This window comes from Pseudomonas sp. SP16.1 (genome assembly GCF_052682975.1).
Genome location: NZ_JBQYFZ010000001.1, coordinates 4,589,375 through 4,613,119, shown reverse-complemented (window position 1 = coordinate 4,613,119; position 23,745 = coordinate 4,589,375). Strand labels below are relative to the sequence as shown.

General features: G+C 64.1%; 20 protein-coding genes. 13 read left to right on the top strand and 7 right to left on the bottom strand.

From position 1 onward, the window contains the following. Positions 1 to 12 precede the first annotated feature (12 nt). The 5 genes from zwf to ACUTAF_RS21695 all read left to right on the top strand — a co-directional run bounded on the left by zwf (position 13) and on the right by ACUTAF_RS21695 (position 7,930). Complete coding sequence (zwf, locus tag ACUTAF_RS21715) at positions 13 to 1,437, top strand: glucose-6-phosphate dehydrogenase (RefSeq protein WP_445582487.1); 1,425 nt, start codon at positions 13 to 15, stop codon at positions 1,435 to 1,437. Between the two features lie 283 nt (positions 1,438 to 1,720). Then, positions 1,721 to 2,239 carry an Hcp family type VI secretion system effector gene (locus tag ACUTAF_RS21710; RefSeq protein WP_003241180.1) on the top strand — a complete coding sequence of 173 codons (519 nt, stop codon included), beginning with the start codon at positions 1,721 to 1,723 and terminating at the stop codon, positions 2,237 to 2,239. 188 nt (positions 2,240 to 2,427) lie between these two features. Beyond that, the gene (locus ACUTAF_RS21705; protein ID WP_445581908.1) at positions 2,428 to 4,521 is read left to right on the top strand and encodes a type VI secretion system Vgr family protein; all 2,094 of its coding nucleotides are present in this window, start codon (positions 2,428 to 2,430) and stop codon (positions 4,519 to 4,521) included. A gap of 5 nt (positions 4,522 to 4,526) precedes the next feature. Beyond that, positions 4,527 to 5,363, top strand: a complete 837-nt coding sequence (locus tag ACUTAF_RS21700) for a DUF4123 domain-containing protein (protein WP_445581907.1) — start codon at positions 4,527 to 4,529, stop codon at positions 5,361 to 5,363. A gap of 11 nt (positions 5,364 to 5,374) precedes the next feature. Then, positions 5,375 to 7,930, top strand: a complete 2,556-nt coding sequence (locus ACUTAF_RS21695; RefSeq protein WP_445581906.1) for a LysM peptidoglycan-binding domain-containing protein — start codon at positions 5,375 to 5,377, stop codon at positions 7,928 to 7,930. Positions 7,931 to 7,962: 32 nt separating this feature from the next. On the opposite strand, the gene ACUTAF_RS21690 is transcribed toward ACUTAF_RS21695, so the two are convergent. From ACUTAF_RS21690 to znuA, 5 genes are all read right to left on the bottom strand, one after another. Further along, on the bottom strand, positions 7,963 to 9,012 hold the full coding sequence (locus ACUTAF_RS21690) for a formylglycine-generating enzyme family protein (RefSeq protein ID WP_445581905.1): 1,050 nt from the start codon (positions 9,010 to 9,012) through the stop codon (positions 7,963 to 7,965). Further along, positions 8,984 to 9,976: a formylglycine-generating enzyme family protein gene (locus ACUTAF_RS21685; protein ID WP_445581904.1), complete on the bottom strand. Its 993-nt coding sequence runs from the start codon at positions 9,974 to 9,976 to the stop codon at positions 8,984 to 8,986. Before ACUTAF_RS21685 ends, ACUTAF_RS21690 begins: the two co-directional genes overlap by 29 nt. A 28-nt stretch (positions 9,977 to 10,004) precedes the next feature. After that, positions 10,005 to 10,997 carry a formylglycine-generating enzyme family protein gene (locus tag ACUTAF_RS21680; protein ID WP_445581903.1) on the bottom strand — a complete coding sequence of 331 codons (993 nt, stop codon included), beginning with the start codon at positions 10,995 to 10,997 and terminating at the stop codon, positions 10,005 to 10,007. 178 nt (positions 10,998 to 11,175) lie between these two features. After that, positions 11,176 to 12,423, bottom strand: a complete 1,248-nt coding sequence (locus tag ACUTAF_RS21675) for an MFS transporter (RefSeq protein WP_445581902.1) — start codon at positions 12,421 to 12,423, stop codon at positions 11,176 to 11,178. A 175-nt stretch (positions 12,424 to 12,598) separates the two neighbouring features. Further along, complete coding sequence (znuA, locus tag ACUTAF_RS21670) at positions 12,599 to 13,567, bottom strand: zinc ABC transporter substrate-binding protein ZnuA (protein WP_445581901.1); 969 nt, start codon at positions 13,565 to 13,567, stop codon at positions 12,599 to 12,601. 66 nt (positions 13,568 to 13,633) lie between these two features. Here znuA and zur point away from each other — a divergent pair, with 66 nt between their 5' ends. From zur to ACUTAF_RS21630, 8 genes are all read left to right on the top strand, one after another. Next, positions 13,634 to 14,119 carry a zinc uptake transcriptional repressor Zur gene (zur, locus tag ACUTAF_RS21665; protein ID WP_445581900.1) on the top strand — a complete coding sequence of 162 codons (486 nt, stop codon included), beginning with the start codon at positions 13,634 to 13,636 and terminating at the stop codon, positions 14,117 to 14,119. Further along, complete coding sequence (gene znuC / locus ACUTAF_RS21660) at positions 14,116 to 14,904, top strand: zinc ABC transporter ATP-binding protein ZnuC (protein WP_445581899.1); 789 nt, start codon at positions 14,116 to 14,118, stop codon at positions 14,902 to 14,904. The genes zur and znuC overlap by 4 nt, the downstream gene beginning before the upstream one ends. Continuing rightward, positions 14,904 to 15,692 carry a zinc ABC transporter permease subunit ZnuB gene (gene znuB, locus ACUTAF_RS21655; protein WP_445581898.1) on the top strand — a complete coding sequence of 263 codons (789 nt, stop codon included), beginning with the start codon at positions 14,904 to 14,906 and terminating at the stop codon, positions 15,690 to 15,692. Before znuC ends, znuB begins: the two co-directional genes overlap by 1 nt. A 333-nt stretch (positions 15,693 to 16,025) precedes the next feature. Then, complete coding sequence (locus ACUTAF_RS21650; protein ID WP_445581897.1) at positions 16,026 to 16,868, top strand: PA5502 family lipoprotein; 843 nt, start codon at positions 16,026 to 16,028, stop codon at positions 16,866 to 16,868. A 246-nt stretch (positions 16,869 to 17,114) separates the two neighbouring features. Continuing rightward, positions 17,115 to 18,122, top strand: a complete 1,008-nt coding sequence (locus ACUTAF_RS21645) for a methionine ABC transporter ATP-binding protein (RefSeq protein WP_445581896.1) — start codon at positions 17,115 to 17,117, stop codon at positions 18,120 to 18,122. Then, positions 18,122 to 18,790 carry a methionine ABC transporter permease gene (locus tag ACUTAF_RS21640; RefSeq protein WP_445581895.1) on the top strand — a complete coding sequence of 223 codons (669 nt, stop codon included), beginning with the start codon at positions 18,122 to 18,124 and terminating at the stop codon, positions 18,788 to 18,790. Before ACUTAF_RS21645 ends, ACUTAF_RS21640 begins: the two co-directional genes overlap by 1 nt. 65 nt (positions 18,791 to 18,855) lie before the next feature. Then, the gene (locus tag ACUTAF_RS21635) at positions 18,856 to 19,626 is read left to right on the top strand and encodes a MetQ/NlpA family ABC transporter substrate-binding protein (RefSeq protein ID WP_445581894.1); all 771 of its coding nucleotides are present in this window, start codon (positions 18,856 to 18,858) and stop codon (positions 19,624 to 19,626) included. Between the two features lie 208 nt (positions 19,627 to 19,834). After that, positions 19,835 to 20,260, top strand: a complete 426-nt coding sequence (locus tag ACUTAF_RS21630; RefSeq protein WP_445581893.1) for a VOC family protein — start codon at positions 19,835 to 19,837, stop codon at positions 20,258 to 20,260. Between the two features lie 45 nt (positions 20,261 to 20,305). Here ACUTAF_RS21630 and ACUTAF_RS21625 read toward each other — a convergent pair whose 3' ends face one another. Both ACUTAF_RS21625 and ACUTAF_RS21620 read right to left on the bottom strand, forming a co-directional pair. Further along, on the bottom strand, positions 20,306 to 20,686 hold the full coding sequence (locus ACUTAF_RS21625) for a c-type cytochrome (RefSeq protein WP_445581892.1): 381 nt from the start codon (positions 20,684 to 20,686) through the stop codon (positions 20,306 to 20,308). A 124-nt stretch (positions 20,687 to 20,810) separates the two neighbouring features. Next, positions 20,811 to 23,687, bottom strand: coding sequence for a putative bifunctional diguanylate cyclase/phosphodiesterase (locus ACUTAF_RS21620; protein ID WP_445581891.1), 2,877 nt, complete (start codon positions 23,685 to 23,687; stop codon positions 20,811 to 20,813). Positions 23,688 to 23,745 lie beyond the last annotated feature (58 nt).

The window sequence follows — 23,745 nt, the reverse complement described above, 5'->3', positions numbered from 1 at the left end:
ATCCCCTGCGACATGCTGGTTTTCGGCGGCACCGGCGATCTGGCCCTGCACAAGCTGCTGCCCGCGCTCTATCACCTGCATCGCGAGGGGCGTCTGCACGCCGACGTGCGCATCCTCGCCCTGGCGCGCAGCAGCCACAGCCGCGAGGCCTACCAGGCCCTGGCCGAGCGCCATTGCCGAGCTCAGGTCGCGCGCGCCGATTTCCATGTCGATACCTGGGCCGGCTTTGCCGCGCGCCTCGACTACTTCGCCATGGACGCCGCGCAGAGCGCCGACTTCGGCCGCCTGGGCAAACGCCTGGGGCGCGACGACGAGCGTGTGCGGGTCTACTACCTGGCCACCGCACCGGACCTGTTCGAGGACATCGCCGCGCACCTGGCCAACGCCGGCCTGGCCGGCCCCAAGGCGCGCATCGTGCTGGAAAAGCCCATCGGCCACTCGCTGGAGTCGGCACGCGCGATCAACGCCGCCATCGGCGCGGTGTTCGACGAGGCGCGGGTGTTTCGCATCGATCACTACCTGGGCAAGGAGACCGTGCAGAACCTCATGGCGCTGCGCTTCGCCAATGCCCTGTTCGAGCCGGTGTGGCGCGCCGGGCATATCGATCACGTGCAGATCAGCGTCTGCGAAACCCTCGGCGTGGAGAACCGCGGCGCCTACTACGACCACGCCGGCGCCATGCGCGACATGATCCAGAACCACCTGCTGCAGCTGCTCTGCCTGGTAGCCATGGAGGCGCCGGTGCGCTTCGACGCCGAGGCGGTGCGCAACGAGAAGGTGAAGATCCTCGAGGCGCTGAAACCCATCAGCGGCCTCGACGTGCGCGACAAGACCGTGCGCGGCCAGTACACCGCCGGCAAGATCGGCGGCCACGACGTGCCGGCCTACTACTTCGAGAAGAACGTCGACAACGACAGCGACACCGAAACCTTCGTCGCCGTGCAGGTGGAGATCGACAACTGGCGCTGGGCCGGCGTGCCCTTCTACCTGCGCACCGGCAAGCGCCTGGCGAAAAAAACCTCGGAGATCCTCATCCAGTTCAAGCCGGTGCCGCATCACCTGTTCCACGAAGGCCAGGCCAACCAGCTGCTGATTCGCCTGCAGCCCGAGGAACGCATCAGCCTCCAGCTGATGGCCAAGAATCCGGGCAAGGGCATGCACCTCAAGCCCGTGGAGCTGGACCTCAACCTGGCCGCTGCCTTCCACAAGCAGCGCCGCTGGGACGCCTACGAGCGCCTGCTACTGGACGTGATCGAAGGCGACTCCACCCTGTTCATGCGCCGCGACGAGGTCGAGGCCGCCTGGCAGTGGGTCGATCCGATCCTGCAGGGCTGGCACCAGCACTACCAGAGCCCGCGCCCCTACCCGGCCGGCAGCGACGGCCCGGAGCAGCTGCAGCACCTGCTGGAGCGCCACGGCCGGCACTGGGCCGAGTGATCGGCCTGGCAGCTTTTTGCGCAGGCGGCTGTGGATAAATCCCCGTCCAGCCCAGCCCAAGCCAGTGGCTACGGGCCCTCCAGCGTACTGCGCAACAAGCTGCGCAGCACTGCGCAACTTGCTGCGCAGTTTTTTGTGAAGAATCGCTCGACGTGACCTTACACCCTGAAGAAGTCATACCAAGTAATTGATTTTATTGAACTTAAATTAACTGGCACGCCGCTCGCTATAAGCCTGGCTCCCGGATCGATCACGATCCATGACCCAGGCAAGGAGAGCACTCATGCCAACACCCGCGTATCTGTCCCTCGAAGGCACCAAACAAGGTCTGATCACCGCTGGCACCTTCACCGAGGACTCGGTCGGCAACATCTTTCAGGAAGGTCATGAAGACCAGATTCTGGTGCAAGCCTACAACCACCAGGTGATCATCCCGCGCGACCCGCAGTCCGGCCAACCGACCGGCCAGCGCGTGCACAAGCCGCTGATGATCACCAAGGTCTTCGACAAGTCCTCGCCGCTGATCTTCAACGCCCTGACCTCTGGCGAGCGTCTGAACAAGTGCCGTCTGGAGTGGTACCGCACCTCCTCCACCGGTACCCAGGAGCACTACTTCACCATCGAACTGGAAGACGCGGTGATCGTCGACGTGCAGTCGCGCATGCCGAACTGCCAGGACCCGAACATGGCGCACTTCACCCACCTGGAAGACGTCTACTTCACCTACCGCAAGATCGTCTGGACCCACGAAGTCTCCGGCACTTCCGGTTCCGACGACTGGCGTACCCCGATCTCCGCCTAAATCCAGGCTGAGTTCGTGCGTCACCGCAGCGGCCAGGCATCGTCCTGGCCGCTGCGTTTCGGCAGACCGCGCACAAGGCGCGGAGCAAGCGCCGAAAACCTCGACCGTTGCCGGCGCGCGGCGGCCGATTCGGTTACAACCTGGAGCGCGCCGCGCGCCCATCATGGAATGATCGAGAGGAACAACGAATGTTCGCCCAGGCCAACCAGACCCATTTCAGCCTCAGCATCGAAGGGGTCGAACACGACCTGCAGGTGCTGGAGTTCAGCGGGCGCGAGGCGATCAGCCAGCCTTACGCCTTCGACGTGGAACTGATCGGCGAACGTCCCGACCTCGATCTGGAAAGCCTGCTGCATCAGCGCGCCTTCCTCGCCTTCGACCAGAACGGCGCCGGCGTCCACGGCCTGATCCACCGCATCGCCCAGGGCGAATCCGGCAAGCGCCTGACCCGCTACCGCCTGACCCTGGTGCCGCAACTGGCCTACCTGGCGCACCGCACCAACCAGCGCATCTTCCAGCATCTGACGGTGCCGCAGATCGTCGCCCAGGTGCTCCAAGAGCACGGCATCGCCCTTGGTCGCTACCGGTTCCAGCTCGGCCCCAGCGTCTACCCCCAGCGCGAGTACTGCGTGCAGTACGACGAGAGCGACCTGCACTTCGTCCAGCGCCTGTGCGAGGAGGAAGGTATCCACTATCACTTCCAGCACAGCAGCGAAGACCACGTGCTGTGCTTCGGCGACGACCAGACCGCCTTCCCGCGCCTGGCACCGCTGGCCTACCAGCAGGACAGCGGCCTGGTGGCCGACGCCCCGGTGATCAAGCGCTTCGGCGTACGCGTGGAAACCCGCACCCGCCAGGTCACCCGCCGCGACTACGATTTCGAAAAACCCCGGGTGCAGCTGGAGGCCAAGACCGACGACGGCTTCCAGATGCAGTGGGAGGACTACGACTACCCCGGCCGCTACACCGACCGCACGCGCGGCACGCACCTGGCCAAGCGCGCCCTGGAACGCCACGGCCACGACTTCGAACTGGCCCAGGGCGACGGCGACTCGCCGCTTCTGGTCAGCGGCCACTTCCTCGACCTGGAAGACCACCCGCGCGACGCCTGGAACCAGCTGTGGCTGCTCACCGAAGTGCAGCACGAAGGCAAGCAGCCGCAGGTGCTGGAAGAGTCGGTGCTTAATCTCCCCTCTCCCATTCATGGGAGAGGGGCCGGGCGAGAGGGGGCATCAGGCGACACCGACTTCCACCAGGGCTACCGCAACCGTTTCACCGCCACGCCCTGGAACGTGCCCTACCGCGCGCCGCTGGCGCACCCCAAGCCGCGCATCCTCGGCAGCCAGACCGCCGTGGTCACCGGCCCGATAAACGAAGAGATCCACTGCGACGAATATGGCCGCGTGAAGGTGCAGTTCTTCTGGGATCGCGAAGGCCAAGCCGACGACAAGACCAGCTGCTGGCTACGGGTCAGCTCCAGTTGGGCCGGTGATCGCTACGGCGCCATCACCATCCCGCGCATCGGCATGGAAGTGCTGGTCACCTTCCTCGAAGGCGACCCCGACCAGCCGCTGGTCACCGGCTGCCTGTACCACGCCGAGCATGTGGTGCCCTACGAGCTGCCGGCGAACAAGACCCGCAGCGTGTTCAAGACCCTCAGCAGCCTCGGTGGTGGCGGCTACAACGAACTGCGCATCGAGGATCGCAAGGGCGCCGAGCAGATATACGTCCACGCCCAGCGCGACTGGGACGAGAACATCGAGCACGACCAGAAGATCCGCGTCGGCAACGAACGCCACGACACGGTGGAGGCCAATAGCTACAGCCACTTCAAGGCCGAAGAACACCACACCACCCACGCCGACCGCAAGACCGAGATCAAGGCCAGCGACCACCTCACCGTCGGCGACAGCCAGCACATCAAGCTGGGCAACGGCCAGTTCATCAAAGCCGGCCAGGAAATCCACCTCTCCAGCGGCCTCAAGGTCGTACTCGAAGCCGGCAGCGAACTGACCCTCAAGGGCGGCGGCAGCTTTATCAAACTCGACGGCGGCGGCGTGACCCTGGTCGGGCCGGTGATCAAGATCAACTCCGGCGGCGCACCGGGCAGCGGCTCGGGGGCGGCGCCGGTGTTGCCGGGGGCGGCGAAGCCGGCGGATGCGGATAAGGCGGGCATGGTTACCAGCAGCTATCGCGCGCAAGCACTAGCAGGCCACCTACTGCCAGCTTCGGACTGCATATTCGACGCCAGCGGCAAATGCATGATCCACAATCACGGATGAGCGACATGGTAAAGCCGATCCAATCCCCATTTGAGCAGGCCCCCAACCCTCAGCTTCGTTGCGTGATTCTCGAGGCCGCTGCCGACCCGGATCTACATCGATGGCTCTATCAGCTCGCACCGGGTGGCATCCCGCAATGGGCGCCTCTTTTTCTCGATACACCGTACCAGGAGCTAAAAGAACAAGGCCCCATACTGGTGATGAGCAGCGTCACAGATCAATGGAGTGACTATGCCAACGCCCTGCTGTCCCAGAGCGATGCCGGCTGCATCCTTTATCTTGAGAACGCTCAGCAATGGCCATCAGCCGTCGAGCATTGCCAGAGCCTGCTTTCCGTTCGTACGGAAGAACGCCCAGACCAGTTGATGCGCTTCTTTGAGCCGCGCTGGCTTGAACCGCTACTCGCGTCCCTGAGCGCAGGAGAGAAACAGGCATTCCTGGGCCCGTTCTCCGGATTGGCCTGGCGCAACGAGCTGGGATGGCGCTACACGGAGCGTAACCAACCCTGGGATGGAGCAGTGCAAGCACCAGGCTGGCTATGGCTGGGGCAGCAGCGCCGCCAGGAAATGGAAAAAGCACGCCTGAGACTGCTTGCCGCCGAACTGGCCGAGGACTATCGCAGCGTCATCGATAACTCGCCCGCCGAAGAGTTCGTCTTTACCCAGCTATCTAACGCGCATGCAGCGGGCGTTACCCAAAAAGCCCAGTACGAGCGCTGGTTGCGATTGACGCTGAGTCACGGCCCGCAGTTCTGGCAGTCAAAGCCTGTCAACAGCGTGCTGGCACGCCAGGATCTCGCGATCAGCACAAAGCTGGATGAACTGGAAAACCTTTCAGGCTAAGGGCAAGGGATATGTCGAATACCAAGATCCACACCGTCCAAAACGGCGACACACTGGGTGCAATCGCTCAACAACATGCGACCACAACGAGCGAGCTGCAGCGCCTGAACCCGATAATTCGTGATCCGAACATCATTCATTCCGGCTGGAAACTCAAGGTTCCAGATCAGGCGGCGGCCAATGAGGCCAGAGCGCCAGCCCCCAGCCAGCCGACAGCTCAATCACTGCCGCCAGCCCAACACAGCACGGATGAGAGCAGCAGCCAGACGCAATGCACCAGCCAATGCCAGGATGAATTGGTGGATGTGGCGCACATCACGGGCGACTCTCACTATTACGTGCTGAACGAGCGACAGGCGCAGGCACTGAAGCGTGAAATCCAGCGCGTACAAGCCTTAATGGACGAACTGCAGCAAAAGCTCGCGCAAGCCGCAGAACGTGTCGAATGCCTGAAAGAACGCGCCCAGGGCAACGAGTGCAATTGCAGCCATTGCATCAAGCAGGCCTGGAACGAAAAGGCCGAACAAGCAGGCCTGGTTCTTCTTTCACCGCCGCCGCAGGAACAAGAAGCCACCGTTCCGACCACGGAAGAAGATATCCAGGGCCAACTGCGCACATTGCAGGATGCGCGCATCTGGTATGAATCCTATACGCCGGTATTCAGCCCCTCCCATGCCACCGGCAACCTGCTCGAAAACAACTGGCACACCCTACGCCAGAAAAAACTGGCCGAACTGGATGCGGAGATCGCAGCCCTGAGGGGCAGCTTGAAAACAGAGCCGGGAGACAGCAGCACACTGGCCAGCGGCGCCAGACCGGATCTGGCTCACGGTCGTGGCCGCAGCACGGAACGTGAACGCGGTACGCGACGCCGCAGTGGCGTCACCGTTGTCGAAGTCGTGCTGTTCAGCCAGCCGGATCGACGCTACTACATCAGCACTCGCTACCACGAGCAGGTGGATTGGAAACTCAAGGTGCGCAGCACCGTGCTGGCAGGCAAACCTTTCGGTCGCCAATTGGCCAAGGATCTGCTCGACGACATCCGCAAGGGCATCGGCGAAGGGCGCAAGGCCAGCCCGATAGGCGCGCTGGAAGCCAAGCTGGTTAGCTGGACGAGCAAGGAAGACAATCTGCTCAACGCCCTGCACAAGGAAACCAACTGGACCAGCAATTCGGACGATTCTGCCCCGTACGCCGTGTCCTCCGAAGCACATGCCCTGCGCTTCGCGGCCAGCGCCAGCGCGGGCGTGAACAACTGGAACCCGGCCGAGGGCAACATCGAGGTGGGCGCCAAGGCCAGTGCAGCATTCTCGCTGGCGGAAGGTTCCGTTTCGCTCACCAGCTTCTTTCCCACCCAGGGTGGCTACCCGCTGCGTCTGCGTTATCGCAACGCAGAAGGCAAGGAAGTCGATTGCCCACTGGGAGTCATACGCTTACAGGGCAAAGTGGAGCTTTCCTGTTTCGTCGGTGCCCATGCCCAGGCATCGGCGGGCGTGAGCGTACGCTACAAACCCGGTGACGAAGGTGCGGGAGGCGCCACGGCATTGCTGGGCTCACCGCATATCGAGCCGAGCCGTGGCGGCAATATAGGGTTGAAAGGCGATGCCTTCGCCGGCGCTCAGGCCGGCGGCGCCCTGAGTGGCGCACTGCAATGGGTAGAGCCCTCGAATCAAGGCAAGGGCACCGCTGTCAAAGGCCAATCCAACGCCAGTAGCAGTTGGAGCAGCCTGGCGGAAATCAAGGCAGAGGCCAGTGCCGCCTTCGGTGCAGGTATCGGCGGTGAATTCGGTATCACCATCGCCAAAGACCGGCTAGCCGTGAACTGCAAAGGCCGCCTGGTATTCGGCCCCGGCGCCAGCGGCGGATTTGCGACCGTGGTGGATCTGGAGAAGACCTATGCACTGCTGAAGCTGGTGTGTGAAGCACTGGCCGATGTGGATTATCGATATCTGCTGGGGGTTTCTCAGGAGGCTTTTAACTATATGGCTTGGGGTATTTATCAAGTGGCCTCAGCTCCGAAGGATAGTGTGATCAAAGCACTTGAAACGGGGCAAGAGGAACTTTCACGGTGGTGGGGTAGGCGTACGGCGTCTAAGGCAGAGGCCGAAAATCTAGCTCGCTACCTGTTGAAACACCAAGCAGTACTTATAAACGGCCAACGTCTGCCGCTGGAAAAACTCCCACCACAAACCGTCGGCCCGATGCTGTATGTACTCAGTGAGAGCTATGTGGAAAGCTTTCAGGAGTACCAAGAAAAAGCCATCGTCCTGCTACTCAGCCACCTCTATCGTCGCTGGCGTCAATTTATAGAGGCTATGGAGCACTGCTCGCCGAATGGCGCCAAGGTCAATGCAATGGAAAGTCTCAATCGTCTTAACCGACTACTCGATGGACGGCAACAGCAGGAGTTCAACCGCTTTATCGAACAGCTAGCCGTACGTGGCTTGCCTGGCTCAAGTGATACAGGCTCAAAAATTATGCTAGCTTGGACCCCGACTGAGTCGTGGCATAAACGGGATGTCCTGATTGCCGCAAGAGCAAGTGGACAGTTTAACGGACTGGCTTGATAAGAGGGCGCCTAGCAAGGCGCCTTTATATGTTATAGGCCTTTACTTGACTGAACAGCACAACGGAAACTTCCTCCCAAGAAATATCCATTCCGAACAGGCTTTTCCGCCCAGCGACGTACGGTGTTAGCGGACTGCCAATTGGACTCAGCAATATTGGAACCACGCCGAATTTTTTGCGTTCCGGTTTCCGGGCCTTGCGGATCATCAACAGGCGAATTTCTATAATAGTCAGGCGAATACCAGTCACTTACCAAGTCAGTAGCATTACCGGCCATATCGTATAATCCCAGCTGGTTTGGTGCGAACTGCCCAACGGGATGTATGTCGGTATCTTCATCACGAGGGATATTGCGCCCATAGTCCAGGCTTCCCGTATCCGTAGGGAATTGTACGTACTGCCCTCGATTACGGGCGGCATATTCCCATTGCGCCTCGGTCGGCAAGTCAACTGGATAGCCACTGAGCTGACCCAACCACAGACAATAGTCTTTGGCCTCCTGCCATTCTTTGGGTGGAGCAGGCTTGTTCGGATCAAATTCACCAGCTAAATCTTTCCTATCTCGATACTCTGCGTCGAACAAAGGTAAGCCCTGGCTGGTACGGAACAAATCGAAATCCCCCAGCCGAGTCTGGTAACTCGCCAGGTAGTAACTACTCAAACGCACCTGATGCAGATAGTCATCGTCGAACGCGGGCGTAATTGGGCAAAGCTCATCCGGCTCGTAGCCATAGGGCCAGGTGCCCATATTGGTCTGGTCGAAATCGCAGGGCGCGCCGAAGTCGCCCATCTCGAACTCGCCCCCTTCGATAAACACCATCTCATCCAGCGAGCGCACCACCGTCTCGAGCATCTGGCTGCGCAGCTCAGACGACAGCTTGGGATACTGCGAGTCGATGCGCTCGGCGATGGCCGCGACTTTTTTCGGGCTAAGTGTTTCACTTTTGGGCAAAGGCTGCGACTGCACCTGGCAGCCAGCGACCATAAGATGAGCAAACAGAGAAAATATGAGCCGGCGATCCATGACCATATCCATATAAAACATCGATAAATTAAAGCGCTTTATCAGATTGAATGGCACAACGGAAACCATTACCGAAAAAATACCCATTCAGGACGGGATTATCGACCCAGCGTCGAACAGTATTCGCAGACTGCCAATTCTGCTCCGAGAAATTAGAGCCCCGATGAATTTTTTGCGTTCCCGTTTCAGGCCCTTGTGGATTATCTACAGGCGAAGTCCTGTAATAATCAGGATCATACCAGTCATTGACCCAGTCGGTGGCGTTACCCGCCATATCATATAAGCCCAGTGGATTCGGAGCGAACTGTCCAACGGGATGTATTTTGGTGTCTTCATCACGGGGGATATTACGCCCATAGTCCAGGCTTCCCGTATCCGTAGGGAATTGTACGTACTGCCCACGATTACGGGCGGCATATTCCCATTGAGCCTCGGTCGGCAAGTCAACTGGATAGCCACTGAGCTGACCTAACCACAGACAATAGTCTTTGGCTTCTTGCCACTCCTTGGGCGGCGCGGGATTGTTTTCTCTATAACGAAACTGCAAGTCTTCTCGATCACGATACTCTGCGTCGAACAAAGGTAAGCCCTGACTGGTACGGAACAAATCGAAATCCCCCAGCCGAGTCTGGTAACTCGCCAGGTAGTAACTACTCAAACGCACCTGATGCAGATAGTCATCGTCGAACGCGGGCGTAATTGGGCACAGCTCATCCGGCTCGTAGCCATAGGGCCAGGTACCCATATTGGTCTGGTCGAAATCGCAGGGCGCGCCGAAGTCGCCCATCTCGAACTCGCCCCCTTCGATAAACACCATCTCATCCAGCGAGCGCACTACCGTATTGAGCATCTGGCTGCGCAGCTCAGGCGACAGCTTGGGATACTGCGAGTCGATGCGCTCGCCGATGGCGGCAACCTTTTCCGGGCCTAGCCTTTCGCTTTTCGGCAGAGGCTGTGACTGTGCCTGGCAACCAGCAACCATAAGAGGAGCAAGCAGAGAAAATATCACTCGACGACACATGGCAATATCCCTATAAAACAGCTAGAAGTTAAAGCGCTTTATCAGATTGAATGGCACAGCGGAAACTAGTGCCTGGATAGTAGCCATCCTGCTCCGGCTTATCTGCCCAGCGTCGAACTGTATTCGCAGACTGCCAACCTGACTCAAAGTAGTTTGATCCTCGACGAATCTTCTGGATGCCTGTAGTTGGCCCTTGTGGATTATCAGCAGGCGAACTCCTGTAGTAATCAGGGTCATACCAGTCATTGACCCAGTCGGTGGCGTTACCCGCCATGTCATATAGGCCCAGTGGATTCGGAGCGAACTGCCCAACGGGATGTATGTCGGTGTCTTCATCACGAGGGATATTACGCCCATAGTCCAGGCTTCCCGTATCCGTAGGGAATTGTACGTACTGCCCACGATTACGGGCGGCATATTCCCATTGTGCCTCGGTCGGCAAGTCAACTGGATAGCCACTGAGCTGACCTAACCACAGACAGTAGTCTTTGGCTTCTTGCCACTCCTTGGGCGGCGCGGGATTGTTTTCTCTGTAACGAAACTGCAAGTCTTCTCGATCACGATACTCCGCATCGAACAAGGGTAAGCCCTGACTGGTACGGAACAAATCGAAATCCCCCAGCCGAGTCTGGTAGCTCGCCAGGTAGTAACTACTCAAACGCACCTGATGCAGATAGTCATCGTCGAACGTGGGGGTAATTGGGCACAGCTCCTCCGGCTCGTAGCCATAGGGCCAGGTGCCCATATTGGTCTGGTCGAAGTCGCAGGGCGCGCCGAAGTCGCCCATCTCGAACTCACCACCTTCGATAAACACCATCTCATCCAGCGAGCGCACCACCGTCTCGAGCATCTGGCTGCGCAGGTCAGACGAGAGTTTGGGGTACTGCGAGTCGATGCGCTCGGCGATAGCGGAAACCTTTTCCGGGTTGAGCCTTTCACTTTTAGGCAAAGGCTGCGACTGTGCCTGGCAACCCACCACCAGCAGCGAAGCAATAAGAGGAAGTATCAGTCGACGATACATGGCAACGTCCTTGTCAATCAGATCGGCGGCTTAGCCTAACAGGCCAGCCAGAAAAAAGCGTTTATCGGCAGGACAATACCTACCGCCAAGTGGGCAGCGCTAGGCTCATCCCCGCGCTCTGTGCGCCCCGTCATATGAGATATGGATTTGTCTCTGACGTCCTATTCGTGACTTGGTTCTAGAGGCTCCGTCGCGACGAACTCGCATGCATGAAAACTACCACCAGCACCAACAATCCCACCCCACCCGCAACGACGAACAGCCCCTCATACCCCAACGCCTCGGCCAGCACGCCGCTGACGGCGCCGACGAAGCCGGACAGCAGCAACTGCGCCGACGCCTGCAGGGTGAAGTCGGCGCCTTCGTGTTCCGGGCGGCACATGCGCATCATGGCGGCGAACAGGGCGACGGTGGACATGCCGTCGGCCACCTGTTCGAACAGGGTCACGGCATAGACGAGCCCGACATTGCCGCCCTGCCCCACCAGTAAGGCCAGGGCGGCGATGCCGATGGCCTGCAGGGCGCCGAACAGGATCAACGCGCGCAGCACACCAATACGGGCGTAGAGCAGGCCGCCGAGCAGGGCGCCGGCGATGCCGGCCAGGCTGCTGATCAGGGTCAGTTGGCCGAGCGCCGCGGTGCTCCAGCCCTGGTCCACCAGCATCGGTTTGATCATCGGCGAGCCGAGCGAATCGCCGAGCTTGAAGGTCAGCACCACCGCCAGCCATAGCAGCATGCCGGGTTGCGCCAGCAGGCCACGGTAGTGCTCGAACAGCAGACGCGGGCCCAGTGCGCTTTCCGCCAATGCCGGCTGGAAGGGCAATACCCGGCGCTCGGGGAACAGCCAGATCGGCACGGTCATCAGCAGAATCAGCCCGGCCAGCAGGCCGAGCGCCAGGTTCCAGCCCAGCGGGTCGATCACCAGCAGCAAGCCGGTGCCGCTGACGATCATGCCGACCTTGTAGCCGCCGACCTGCAGGCTGTTGCCCAGGCCGCGCCAGCGCTCGGGCAGCAGGCGCACGGTAAGGCCATCGGTGGCCACGTCCTGAGTCGCTGCCAGCAGGTTGATCAGCAGCAAAAGGCCAAGCAGGCACCACAGGCCGGCGCCGAACAGGGTTTGCGGAGCCAGCAGCGCCAGCACGGCGACGCAACCGATCACCGCGCTTTGCAGCGGCAGTATCCAGCCACGATGATGGCCCAGGCGCGGCGAGGCCAGCCGGTCGACCCAGGGCGCCCACAGCACCTTGAGCAGCCAGGGCAGCGCCAGCAGCTTGAGCAGGCCGATCAGCGCCAGGTCGACACCGTGCTGGCGCAGCAGCACCGGCAGCGAGTGGGCGATCAGTCCGAATGGCAGGCCCTGCGCGCAATAGAGCGAGGCCAGCAGCACCAGCGTGGCGTTGGACGGGCGAGGTGCGGATGGCGACATGGCGGGCGCTCGCGGCAAAAGCGCAAGCCTAGTGGTTAGCGACTGCGAGCGGCAACGTACGGGTGGTTACAGTTCGTAGCTCGGCTGGCCGCGGCTAAAGCCCTCCCACGCGCACCGCCGCGAGAGGGCGCCACGAATTATGAGGACCTCGCCCGGAAGCAGAGCGAGACTCGTATTACAGGCTACCCAGACACTCCGTCAGGCCATTGGCCAGGTTTTCCAAGAGTTGCTCGTAGCCCGTGGCGCTTACCGGCAGCTCGCCGCCGAGCGCATCCAGCTCGGCCAGTTTCACCGGCAGGCCGGCGGTGAGGGTTTCCGCCAGGCGCGGGCGTAGCGGCGGTTCGCTGAACACACAGCTGGGACCGGCCTGCTGCAGACGCTCGCGCATGGCAGCGACATGGCGGGCGCCGGGCTGCACCTCGCCGAGCACGCTGAACACGCCGGCATGCTTGAGCCCGTAGGCGGCCTCGAAGTAATCGAAGGCCTCGTGGAAGACGAAATAGGGCTTGTCGGCGATGCTCGCCAGCTGCGGGCGGATACGGCCATCCAGTGCATCCAGGCGGGCTTCGAAGGCCTGCAGGTTGGCGGCGTAGCGCGCGGCGTTGGCGGCGTCCAGCTGCGCCAGGTCGGTGACCATGCGGGCGGCGATGACCCGGGCGTTGGCCGGCAACAGCCAGAGGTGGGCGTCGAGGCTACCGGGGCGATGGTCGTGGTCATGGTCCTCGTCCGCATGCGCTCGCTCGCGGGCATGCTCATCGTGGCCGTGCTCGTCATGCTCGTCATGCTCGTCATGCTCGTCATGCTCGTCATGCTCGTCACCGAAATGACGCAGGCTCAGTCCGGGCAGTTCCTGCACCGCCACGTCCGGCTTGTCGCGCCCGTCCAGTACCCGCGGCAGGAAGCCTTCCATGTCCGGACCGATCCAGTACAGCAGGTCGGCCTCGCGCACTCGCCGCACGTCGGACGGACGTAGCGCATAGTGGTGCGGCGAGGCGCCGGGCGGCAACAGCACCTCGGGTTCGCCGACGCCGTCCTGCACCGCGGCGGCGATCAGTTGCAACGGCTTGATGCTGGTCAGCAGGCGCACCTCGGCCTGGGCGCTGGCGACGAAAAACAGGGCAATGAAACAGAAAAGACGCGACACGGGGCATACTCGGGCGGGATTGAACGAGTAATATAATAACGTCTCTCACCAGCGCCGTCCTTGCCCATGACCGACACGCCCCTGGCCTCGCGCCCCCATGACCACTCGCGCTGCGTCAGCCATGCCCTGGCCGAGGCCGAGTCCATCTGCGCCCGCCAGGGCCTGCGCCTGACCGTGCTGCGCAAGCGCGTGCTGGAGCTGGTCTGGGCCAGCCACAAGCCGCTCGGCGCCTACGACATACTCGGCGTGCTGAGCGACGAGGACGGCCGCCGCGCCGCGCCGCCCACCGTCTACCGGGCGCTGGATTTCCTCCTGGAAAACGGCCTGGTGCACCGCATCGCCTCGCTCAACGCCTTCGTCGGCTGCAGTCACCCGGAACACGCGCACCAGGGCCAGTTCCTGATCTGCCGCGCCTGCCACGCCGCCATCGAGCTGGAGCAACCGAGCATCAGCCAGGCCATAGTCGAGGGCGCCGCCGGCGTCGGCTTCAGCGTCGAAGCGCAGACCGTCGAAGTGGTCGGCCTGTGCGCCGGCTGCAGGGGCACGGCATGAGCGAGGCGCTGATCCGCCTGGAGCGGGTGGGCGTCAGCTTCAACGGCCAGGCGGTGCTGGAAGACGCCGATCTGAGCGTGCGCGCGGGCGAGATCGTCACCCTGATCGGCCCCAACGGCGCCGGCAAGACCACCCTGGTGCGCGTCGTCCTCGGCCTGCTGCAGGCCGAGCGCGGCAGCGTCTGGCGCAAGCCGCGCCTGCGCATCGGCTATATGCCGCAGAAGCTGCACGTGGATGCCACCCTGCCGCTGTCGGTGCTGCGTTTCCTGCGCCTGGTGCCGGGGGTGGATCGCCCCCGCGCGCTGGCCGCGCTGGCCGAGGTCGGCGCCGAACAGGTGATCGACAGCCCGCTGCAGGGCATCTCCGGCGGCGAGCTGCAACGCGTGCTGCTGGCTCGTGCACTGCTGCGCGAACCCGAGCTGCTGGTGCTCGACGAGCCGGTGCAGGGCGTCGACGTCTCCGGCCAGGCCGAGCTGTACCGGTTGATCTCGCGCCTGCGCGAGCGTCACGGCTGCGGCGTGCTGATGGTCTCGCACGACCTGCACCTGGTGATGAGCGCCACCGACCAGGTGGTCTGCCTGAATCGCCACGTGTGCTGCTCCGGCCACCCGGAGCAGGTCAGTGGCGATCCGGCCTTTATCGAGCTGTTCGGCCAGGACGCCAAGAGCCTGGCCGTCTACCACCACCATCACGACCATGACCACGACCTGCATGGCGGCGTGGTCAAGCCCGGCCTGACCATTCATGGCCCGGCCCACGTCCACGGCCCAGGCTGCAAACACTGATGCCCGATTTCCTTCTCAACGCGCTGCTCGCCGGCCTGGCACTGGCGCTGGTCGCCGGCCCGCTCGGCTCCTTCGTGGTGTGGCGGCGCATGGCCTATTTCGGCGACACCCTGTCCCATGCCGCGCTGCTCGGCGTGGCGCTGGGCCTGATGCTCGACGTCAACCCGACCCTGGCGGTGACGGTCGGCTGCGTGCTGCTCGCGGTGTTGCTGGTGACGTTGCAGCAGCGCCAGCCGCTGGCCTCGGACACATTGCTCGGCATCCTCGCCCACAGCACCCTGTCATTGGGGCTCGTCGTGCTGAGCTTTATGCACGAGGTGCGCATCGACCTGATGGGTTACCTGTTCGGCGACCTGCTCGCCGTCGGCCCGGCCGACCTGGCCTGGATCGTCGGCGGCAGCGCGGCCGTGCTGGCGCTGCTGAGCTGGCTGTGGCGACCGTTGCTGGCGATCACCGTGCACGAGGAGCTGGCGCGGGTCGAGGGCCTGCCGGTGGCGGCGATCCGCCTGGCGCTGATGCTGCTGATCGCGGTGGTGATCGCCGTGGCGATGAAGATAGTCGGCGTGCTGCTGATCACCTCGCTGCTGATCATTCCCGCCGCCGCCGCCCAGCGCCATGCGCGCACGCCGGAGCAGATGGCCATCGGCGCCAGCCTGCTCGGCCTGCTGGCGGTATGCGCCGGGCTCAGCCTGTCCTGGTTCCAGGACACCCCGGCCGGGCCATCCATAGTGGTCAGCGCCGCCGCGCTGTTTCTCGCCAGCTTCGCCCTGCCCAAGCGCAGCGCCTGATGCCTCTCTGAATCATGCATCGACGCGTTTGCGTAGGGTGGGTTAGCCGCCTGTCACCGTTGGCGATCAATTCTCCAAGTCTGCTGCGGCGTAACCCACCATCGGCGCAACGCGCTACATCGCTTGGTGGGTTACGCGGCGCACTAGCTTCATTTGCGGATATGAGATCGGGGCTTTGCGCCGCTAACCCACCCTACGGATCCGCGCCCTGGCCGATACCTCGCCAGCAAAATCCTCGGGCTGCATAGAACTACGGCGCTAGCGATCCGCGTGAAATCAGCGCCGAAAATCTGTATGATTGCGCGTTTTTTGCACAATCCGAGACGCACAGTCATGCAGTCGTTCGTTTTCCGTGGTTTCCCCCTGCTGCTGGTCCTGTTTCTGGCCGGCTGCCAGCAGGTTCCGCAGCAGTCGCTGCCGCCGGTCGACGAGCTGGTGCTCGCCCTGCGCCAGCTCGACCTGAGCCTGGCCGAGGAGCGCCTGGACGATGCCCAGAGCCAGCTCGCCGCCCTCGAACGCAGCGCCGCCGGCGACACCCGCCTGGAGCAGTACCGTCGCCAGCTCGCCGATGCCCATCTGCAGCTGGGCCGCGAAGCCCTGCAGCAGGGTGATCTGGATCGCGCCGCCAAGGCCCTCGGCCAGGCGCGCAGCCTGCTGCCGCAAGCCCCGGCACTGAGCGGCGATCTGCACCAGGCCATCGAGAACGCCCGCGATGCCCGCCAGGCCGCCGCCGAACAACAGGCGCGCGACGACGCCCAACTCGAAGCGCAGCGCCAGAGACAACTGAGCCAGCAGCGAGCGGCCGTCGAACGCCTGGCCGCCACCGTCCCGGCCAGAATCGCCGTACCCGCCCCCGCTCCCGCGCCGGCCGTCGCCGAGCCGCCCAGGGCACGCCTGATCGATCCCGCCGCCGCCAGCAGCGCGGTGGCCATGCCGATGCTGGACAACCAGGACAACGAACACCTGCGCCGCCTGCTCGACGGCGTCGCGGCGGACGTGGTGACCTTCCGCTGCGCCGTGCGCATCGAAGTGCGCGAGGCCAAGGACTACCCCTGGGTCGCGGCGCTGCTGTCGGCGCGGATCAAGAAGCTCGACCCGAGCTTTCGCCCGCAGCTGAGCCAGAAGATCGTGCCGCAGCAGGTGCCACGGCTGCTGCTGAGCCCGCAGCGCGGCTGAGCCTAGGGTGGCTGACGCTTCCCCCATCCACCGCAACCACGGATTCGCCGGTGGATGAAAACGGAGTCATCCACCCTACGGCTTGGCATCGATAATGCGATTTTGTAATAACCATAGGCCAACAAAGATTTTCTCGGCCTAAACACGGCCGGGTAGACTAGCGCCCCTTTGCGCCCACCCGGTGCCCGCTGGCCGGCCCCTTCCACCTTGGGGCCCGCCCTTGAACATACCCAAAAGGTCGTTCGCGTGATCCAGTTTCAATCCGTCCACAAGGCCTACCGCGTCGCCGGCCGCGAGATCCCCGCGCTGCAGCCCAGCACGCTGCAGATCGGCCGCGGCCAGGTGTTCGGCATCATCGGCCATTCCGGCGCCGGCAAGAGCACCCTGCTGCGCCTGATCAACCGCCTGGAGGAGCCCTCCGGCGGGCGCATCGAGATCGACGGCGTCGACGTTACCGCCCTCGATGCCCAGGGCCTGCGTCGCTTCCGCCAGCAGGTCGGGATGATCTTCCAGCACTTCAACCTGCTGTCGTCGAAGACCGTGGCGGACAATATCGCCATGCCGCTGCGCCTGGCCGGCGAACTGTCCGCCGCCGAGATCGACGCCCGGGTCGCCGAGCTGCTGGCCCGCGTCGGCCTGCAGGAACACGCGAAGAAGTACCCGGCGCAGCTCTCCGGCGGGCAGAAGCAGCGCGTCGGCATCGCCCGCGCGCTGAGCACCCGGCCGAAGATCCTGCTGTGCGACGAGGCCACCAGCGCCCTCGACCCGCAGACCACCGGCCAGGTATTGCAACTGCTGGCCGAGATCAACCGCGAGCTGGGCCTGACCATAGTGCTGATCACCCACGAGATGGACGTGATCCGCCGCGTTTGCGACCGCGTGGCGGTGATGGACGCCGGCGTGATAGTCGAAGAGGGCCCGGTGGCCCAGGTGTTCCTGCACCCGCAGCACCCGACCACGCGGCGTTTCGTGCTGGAGTCCGAGCACGTCGATGAAGCCGAACAGCACGACGACTTCGCCCATGTGCAGGGCCGCATCCTGCGCCTGACCTTCCAGGGCGAAGCCACCTACGCGCCGCTGCTCGGTACCGTGGCGCGCGAGACCGGGGTCGACTACAGCATCCTCGCCGGGCGCATCGACCGCATCAAGGACACCCCCTACGGCCAGCTCACCCTGGCCCTGACCGGTGGCGACATCGACGCCGCGCTGGCGCGCTTCGGCGCCGCCGAGGTGCATCTGGAGGTACTGCGCTGATGCTCGAACAACTGCTACCCAACGTGTTCTGGCCGGAAATCTGGCAGGCCAGCCTCGACACCCTGAACATGCTGCTCGGCTCCATGCTGTTCACCCTGCTGCTCGGCCTGCCGCTCGGCGTGCTGCTGTTTCTCACCGGGCCGCGCCAGCTGTTCGAGCAGAAGACGCTGTACGGCGCGCTGTCGCTGCTGGTGAACATCCTGCGCTCGGTGCCCTTCGTCATCCTGCTGATCCTGATGATTCCCTTCACCGAGCTGCTGGTCGGCACCTCGCTGGGTGTGGCCGGCGCCATCCCACCGCTGGTGGTGGGCGCCACGCCGTTCTTCGCCCGCCTGGTGGAGACCGCGCTGCGCGAGGTCGAGCGCGGCATCATCGAGGCGATCCAGGCCATGGGCGCCAGCACCTGGCAGATCATCACCCGCGCGCTGCTGCCCGAGGCCCTGCCCGGCCTGCTGGCGGCGGCCACCGTCACCGCCATTACCCTGGTGTCCTACACCGCCATGAGCGGCCTGATCGGCGGCGGCGGCCTCGGCGACCTGGCGGTGCGCTACGGCTACCAGCGCTACCAGCCGGACGTGATGGCGGTGACCGTGATTTTGCTGCTGATCCTGGTGCAGGTGCTGCAGATGGTCGGCGACCGTCTGGTGGTGCATTTCTCGCGCAAATGATTTCAACGGCGGGCGAACGCTCATCCGGCGGCGCCCACCCTGCCCATCCCACAAGGAGTCGTCACATGAAAAAGCTGCTCTTAGCCCTGACCGCCCTGGCGGCCTTCTCGGCCCAGGCCGAAACCCTCAACGTCGCTGCCACCCCGGTGCCGCACGCGGAGATCCTTGAGTTCGTCAAACCGGCACTGGCCAAAGAAGGCGTCGAGCTCAAGGTGCGCGTGTTCACCGACTACGTGCAGCCCAACCTGCAGGTGCAGCAGGGCAACCTCGACGCCAACTTCTTTCAGCACCAGCCCTACCTCGACGAGTTCAACGCCAGCCGCAAGACCGAGCTGGTGTCCGTCGCCGGCGTGCACGTCGAGCCCTTCGGCGCCTATTCCAGCAAGATCAAGAACCTGAGCGAGCTGGCCCAAGGCGCCACCGTGGCCATCCCCAACGACGCCACCAACGGCGGCCGCGCCCTGCTGCTGCTGCAGAAGGCCGGGGTGATCAAGCTCAAGCCGGAGGCCGGCATCCTCGCCACGCCGAAGGACATCGTCGAGAACGCCAAGGCGATCAAGGTGCGTGAACTGGAAGCGGCCACCCTTCCGCGCGTGCTGAGCCAGGTCGACCTCGCCCTGATCAACACCAACTATGCCCTGGAAGCCAAGCTGAACCCGACCCAGGACGCCCTGGCCATCGAAGGCAGCGACTCGCCCTACGTCAACATCCTGGTGACCCGCGCCGACAACAAGAACAGCGAGGCCGTGCAGAAGCTGGTCAAGGCCCTGCACAGCGCCGAGGTGAAGCAGTTCATCGAAGAGAAGTACCAGGGCGCCGTGGTGCCGGCGTTCTAAGCCGCGTACGCGCTCGAGCAAAGCCCCGCCCGCGTGCGGGGCTTTTTTCTGCCAGTTGCGCACGCAAGGTGTCGCTGGCTTCGTAGGGTGCGCCGCGCGCACCGCCACGCGCACAGCCTGGGCGGCCCCGCGACACCCTACGGGCGGCGGATCGATCTGGCCGTTTGCTAGGCTGGAGGGCAAACGACGACCACAGAGGTACTTCGCGATGGCCCTTGCCCCTTTTCACCTGGCGATTCCCGTGTACGACCTGGCCGCAGCGCGGCACTTCTATGGCGAGCTGTTCGGCTGCGCCGAGGGCCGCAGCAGCGAGCAGTGGGTGGACTTCGATTTCTTCGGCCATCAGCTGGTGATCCACCAGGCGCCGAAGATGGCGCATCAGGAAGCGGCGCATCGCAACCCGGTGGACGGCCACGACGTACCGGTGCCGCACTTCGGCGTGGTGCTGGCCTGGGACGACTGGCAGGCGCTGGCCGAACGGCTGCAGGCACGCGGCACCGCCTTCGTCATCGAGCCGCATGTGCGCTTCGCCGGCCAGGTCGGCGAGCAGGCCACCCTGTTTCTCCTCGATCCCTGCGGCAACGCCCTGGAGTTCAAGGCGTTCAAGGATATCGGCCAGCTGTTCGCCAAATGACGCCGCCGACCCGGCGCGCCCGCACAAGGCCCGCCGGGCAACGGCTCACTTCAGAGTGCGCAGGAAGCTGATCAGATAGTCCTGCTCGGCCTTGTCGGTGATGGCGACGTGACGCATGCGGGTGCCGGGCACCAGCGCCTCGTTATCGGTGATCCACTTGCGCAGGTTGTCTTCGTTCCAGGTCAGGCCGGACGCCTGCATGGCCTGGGAGTAGGCGAAGCGCGGCACGCTGGCCGCCGGGCGCCCCACAACCCCGACCAGGCTCGGGCCGAAGGCGTTCTCGCTGGTATCCAGCGAATGGCAGGCCGTGCAGTGGTGCTTGAACAGCTGCAGGCCGGCCGCCGCCATGCCTGCCTCGTCGGCTGCGGCGAACGGGGCGGCGAGCGCGGCGCATAAGGCCACGGATGACAGCAACATCGTTTTCATTGGATGACTCCCTTTCGATGACTCGGAAAGGCAGTATATTTTGTGTGGTTTTAACCCGACGCTGTACAAAGGTAGCGATTGGCTAGCACCAAGGTAGGCGCCGCGCGCCGGCGGCTCGCGGCGTCTACGTCAGCTGTGCCTGCTCCATCAGCAGGCGGGCCAGGGCCGCGGCCTCCACCGGCTTGCTGATCAGGTAGCCCTGGATTTCGTCGCAGTGCTGACTCTTGAGGAAGTCCATCTGCTCCTGGGTCTCCACCCCTTCGGCCACCACCCTGAGTTCCAGGCTGTGGGCCATGGCGATGATGGCGCGGGTGATCGCCGCGTCCTCGCCGTGCGGCGACAGGTCGCGGATGAAGGTCTGGTCGATCTTCACGTAGTGCACCGGGAAGCGCTTGAGGTAGCTGAGCGAGGAATAGCCGGTGCCGAAGTCGTCGATCGCCAGCTTCACCCCCAGTTCGCGCAGCTGGCGGAAGGTGGCGATGACACTCTCGACGTTGTCCAGCATCTGGCTCTCGGTCAGCTCCAGCTCCAGGTACTGCGGCGCCAGGTCGGTTTCCTCCAGCACCTGGCGCACCAGGCTGGTCAGGTTGCCCTGGCGCAACTGGTGCACGGAGATGTTCACCGACACGCGAATCTCGGCCAGGCCCTGGCGTTGCCACTGGCGCGCCTGCTGGCAGGCCTGGCGCAGGACGAACTCACCGATCGGCGCGATCAGCCCGGTTTCCTCGGCCAGGCCGATGAATTCGCCGGGCGGCACCAGGCCCTGCTGCGGGTGACGCCAGCGCACCAGGGCCTCGGCGGCGTTGAGCTGGTCATCGGCGAGATTCAGCTTGGGCTGGTAGAACACCTCCAGCTGGCCCTCCTCGATCGCCTTGCGCAGCTGGACCTCCATCTGCAGGCGCTCCAGGGTGCAGGCCTGCAGATTGTCGGTGAAGAACTGAAAGGTGTTGCCGCCCAGGTGCTTGGCGTGTTGCACGGCCATGTTGGCCTGGCTGATCAACGCGCCGATCTCGCGTGCGTAGTCCGGCAGCAGGCTGATGCCCAGCGAGGCGCTGACCACCAGTTCGTGACCGCCGACGTCCATCGGCACGCGCAGCTTGGCCAGCAGCCGGCTGGCCACCCGCGCCAGGTTGGACAGGCTGCCGTAGGCATCGAGGATGATGGCGAACTCGTCGCCGGACAGCCGCGCGATGCAGTCCGCCTCCGGCACCGCCTGGGTCAGGCGGCGACTCATCTGCCGCAGCAGCTGGTCGGCGACCTCATGGCCGAGGCTGTCGTTGAGCAGCTTGAAGCGATCCAGGTCGATCTGCAGCAGGGCGACGCTGCGCCCGCTCTGCCGCGCGCGCTGGCTGGCCTCGTGCAGGCGCTCCTTGAACAGGCTGCGATTGGCCAGGCCGGTCAGGTCGTCGTAGTGCGACAGGTAGCGCAGGCGCTCCTCGGCCTCGCGCCGCGCGCTGAGGTCGGCGAAGAAGCCGACGATATGGCTGGGCCGGCCGGCGGCATCGCGCACCAGGTTGAGCTGCAGCCATTGCGGGTAGAGTTCGCCGCTCTTGCGCGTCTCGATCAGTTCGCCATGCCAGCTGCCGCTGCCGTCCAGCTCGTGGCGAATCTGCTGGTACTGGCGGCGCATCTCGCGGCCGCCGAGCAGGCTGATCACCGGGCGCCCCACCACCTCCTCGCGGGCGTAGCCGGTCACCGCGCTGAAGGCGCGGTTGACGGCCAGCAGGCGGTAGTTCGGGTCGAGGATGAAGATACCCTCGCTGGCAGCCTCGAACACCATCGCGGCCAGGCGCTGCTGCGCCTCCTGCTGGCGCCGCGCGCTAACGTCGCGGCGGGTGCCGAGCATGCGTCGCACGCGCCCGGCGGCATCGCGCTCCACCGCCCGGCCGCGGTCTTCGACCCAGACCCAGTGGCCGTCAGCATGGCGCACGCGGTATTCGATCTGGTAGTCCTCGCTGCGCCCCTTCATATGCTCGACCAGGGCGCGGCGCAGCGCTGGCAGATCGTCCGGGTGCAGACGCGGAGTCAGGTCACGCAGCATCACCTGCACTTGCTCGGGCTCGAGGCCGAACAGCTCGCGCAGGTGCGAATGGTGCACCTGGTCGCTTTCCAGATCCCAGTCCCACAGCCCCAATTCGCTGGCCTCCAGGGCCAGCGCCAGGCGCGCCTGGCTCTTGCTCAGGGCGTGGGTCGCCTCGTCCAGCTCCAGGGTGCGCTCGGCTACGCGCATTTCCAGCTCGCCATGGGCGCCGCGCAGTTCGCGCTCGGCGCGTCGGCGCTGCTCCACCTCGCGCGCCAGCTCTTCGTTGAGCCCCTCGGCGCGCTGCTTGGCGTGTTCCAGGTTGGCGATCAGCGCCTGGTTGTGGAAACGCTGCAGCAGGCTGCGCTGCACCAGGCGATTGACCTGCCAGGCCACCACCAGCAGGGCCAGCGAGAGGATCGCGCCGAGCCCTCCCCAGCCACGCTGCAGGTGGTTGCCTTCGGCCAGCAGGAAGGCCACCGAGGGCAGCAGGCAGGGCAAGGCGAAGGTGAGGAAGGCCGGCAGGCTGACGGCGTAGGCGACGCTGGCCGAGAGTATCGCCGCGGCGATCAGGCCGTAGACCAGCGCCTGCTGGTAGAAGGCGTCGGCCGGCACCAGGACGATGGCGGCGAAGGCCAGGGTCAGCCCCGAGGCGCCGGCGCCGAACAGGAAGCGTAGACGCCAGTGCGGCCCGGCCTGGCAACTGGGCCGCGCGGCATCGAAGGCCCTGACCTGCACCAGGCGCAGCAGCACCAGCAGCACCACCCAGCCCAGCCAGCCGACCAACAGCGGCGCGCTCTGCTCGTTCCATAACAGGAAGGCGCAGGCCAGGCCGCTGAGCAGCATCAACAGGGTGGGCACGCGCGAGCCCTGGTAGAGCAGGCGGGTTCGCTCCACGGCGATATCCGTGGCGAACAGCTGCTCCGGCGCGTGCGGATCCAGCGTCACTTCTTGAACTACGGCGCTAGTGATGGCTGTCATAGGCGATTTTCTTGTAATGGTGCCTAGGCGTCTGCGCGGCAGAATACCCGAGACAGAC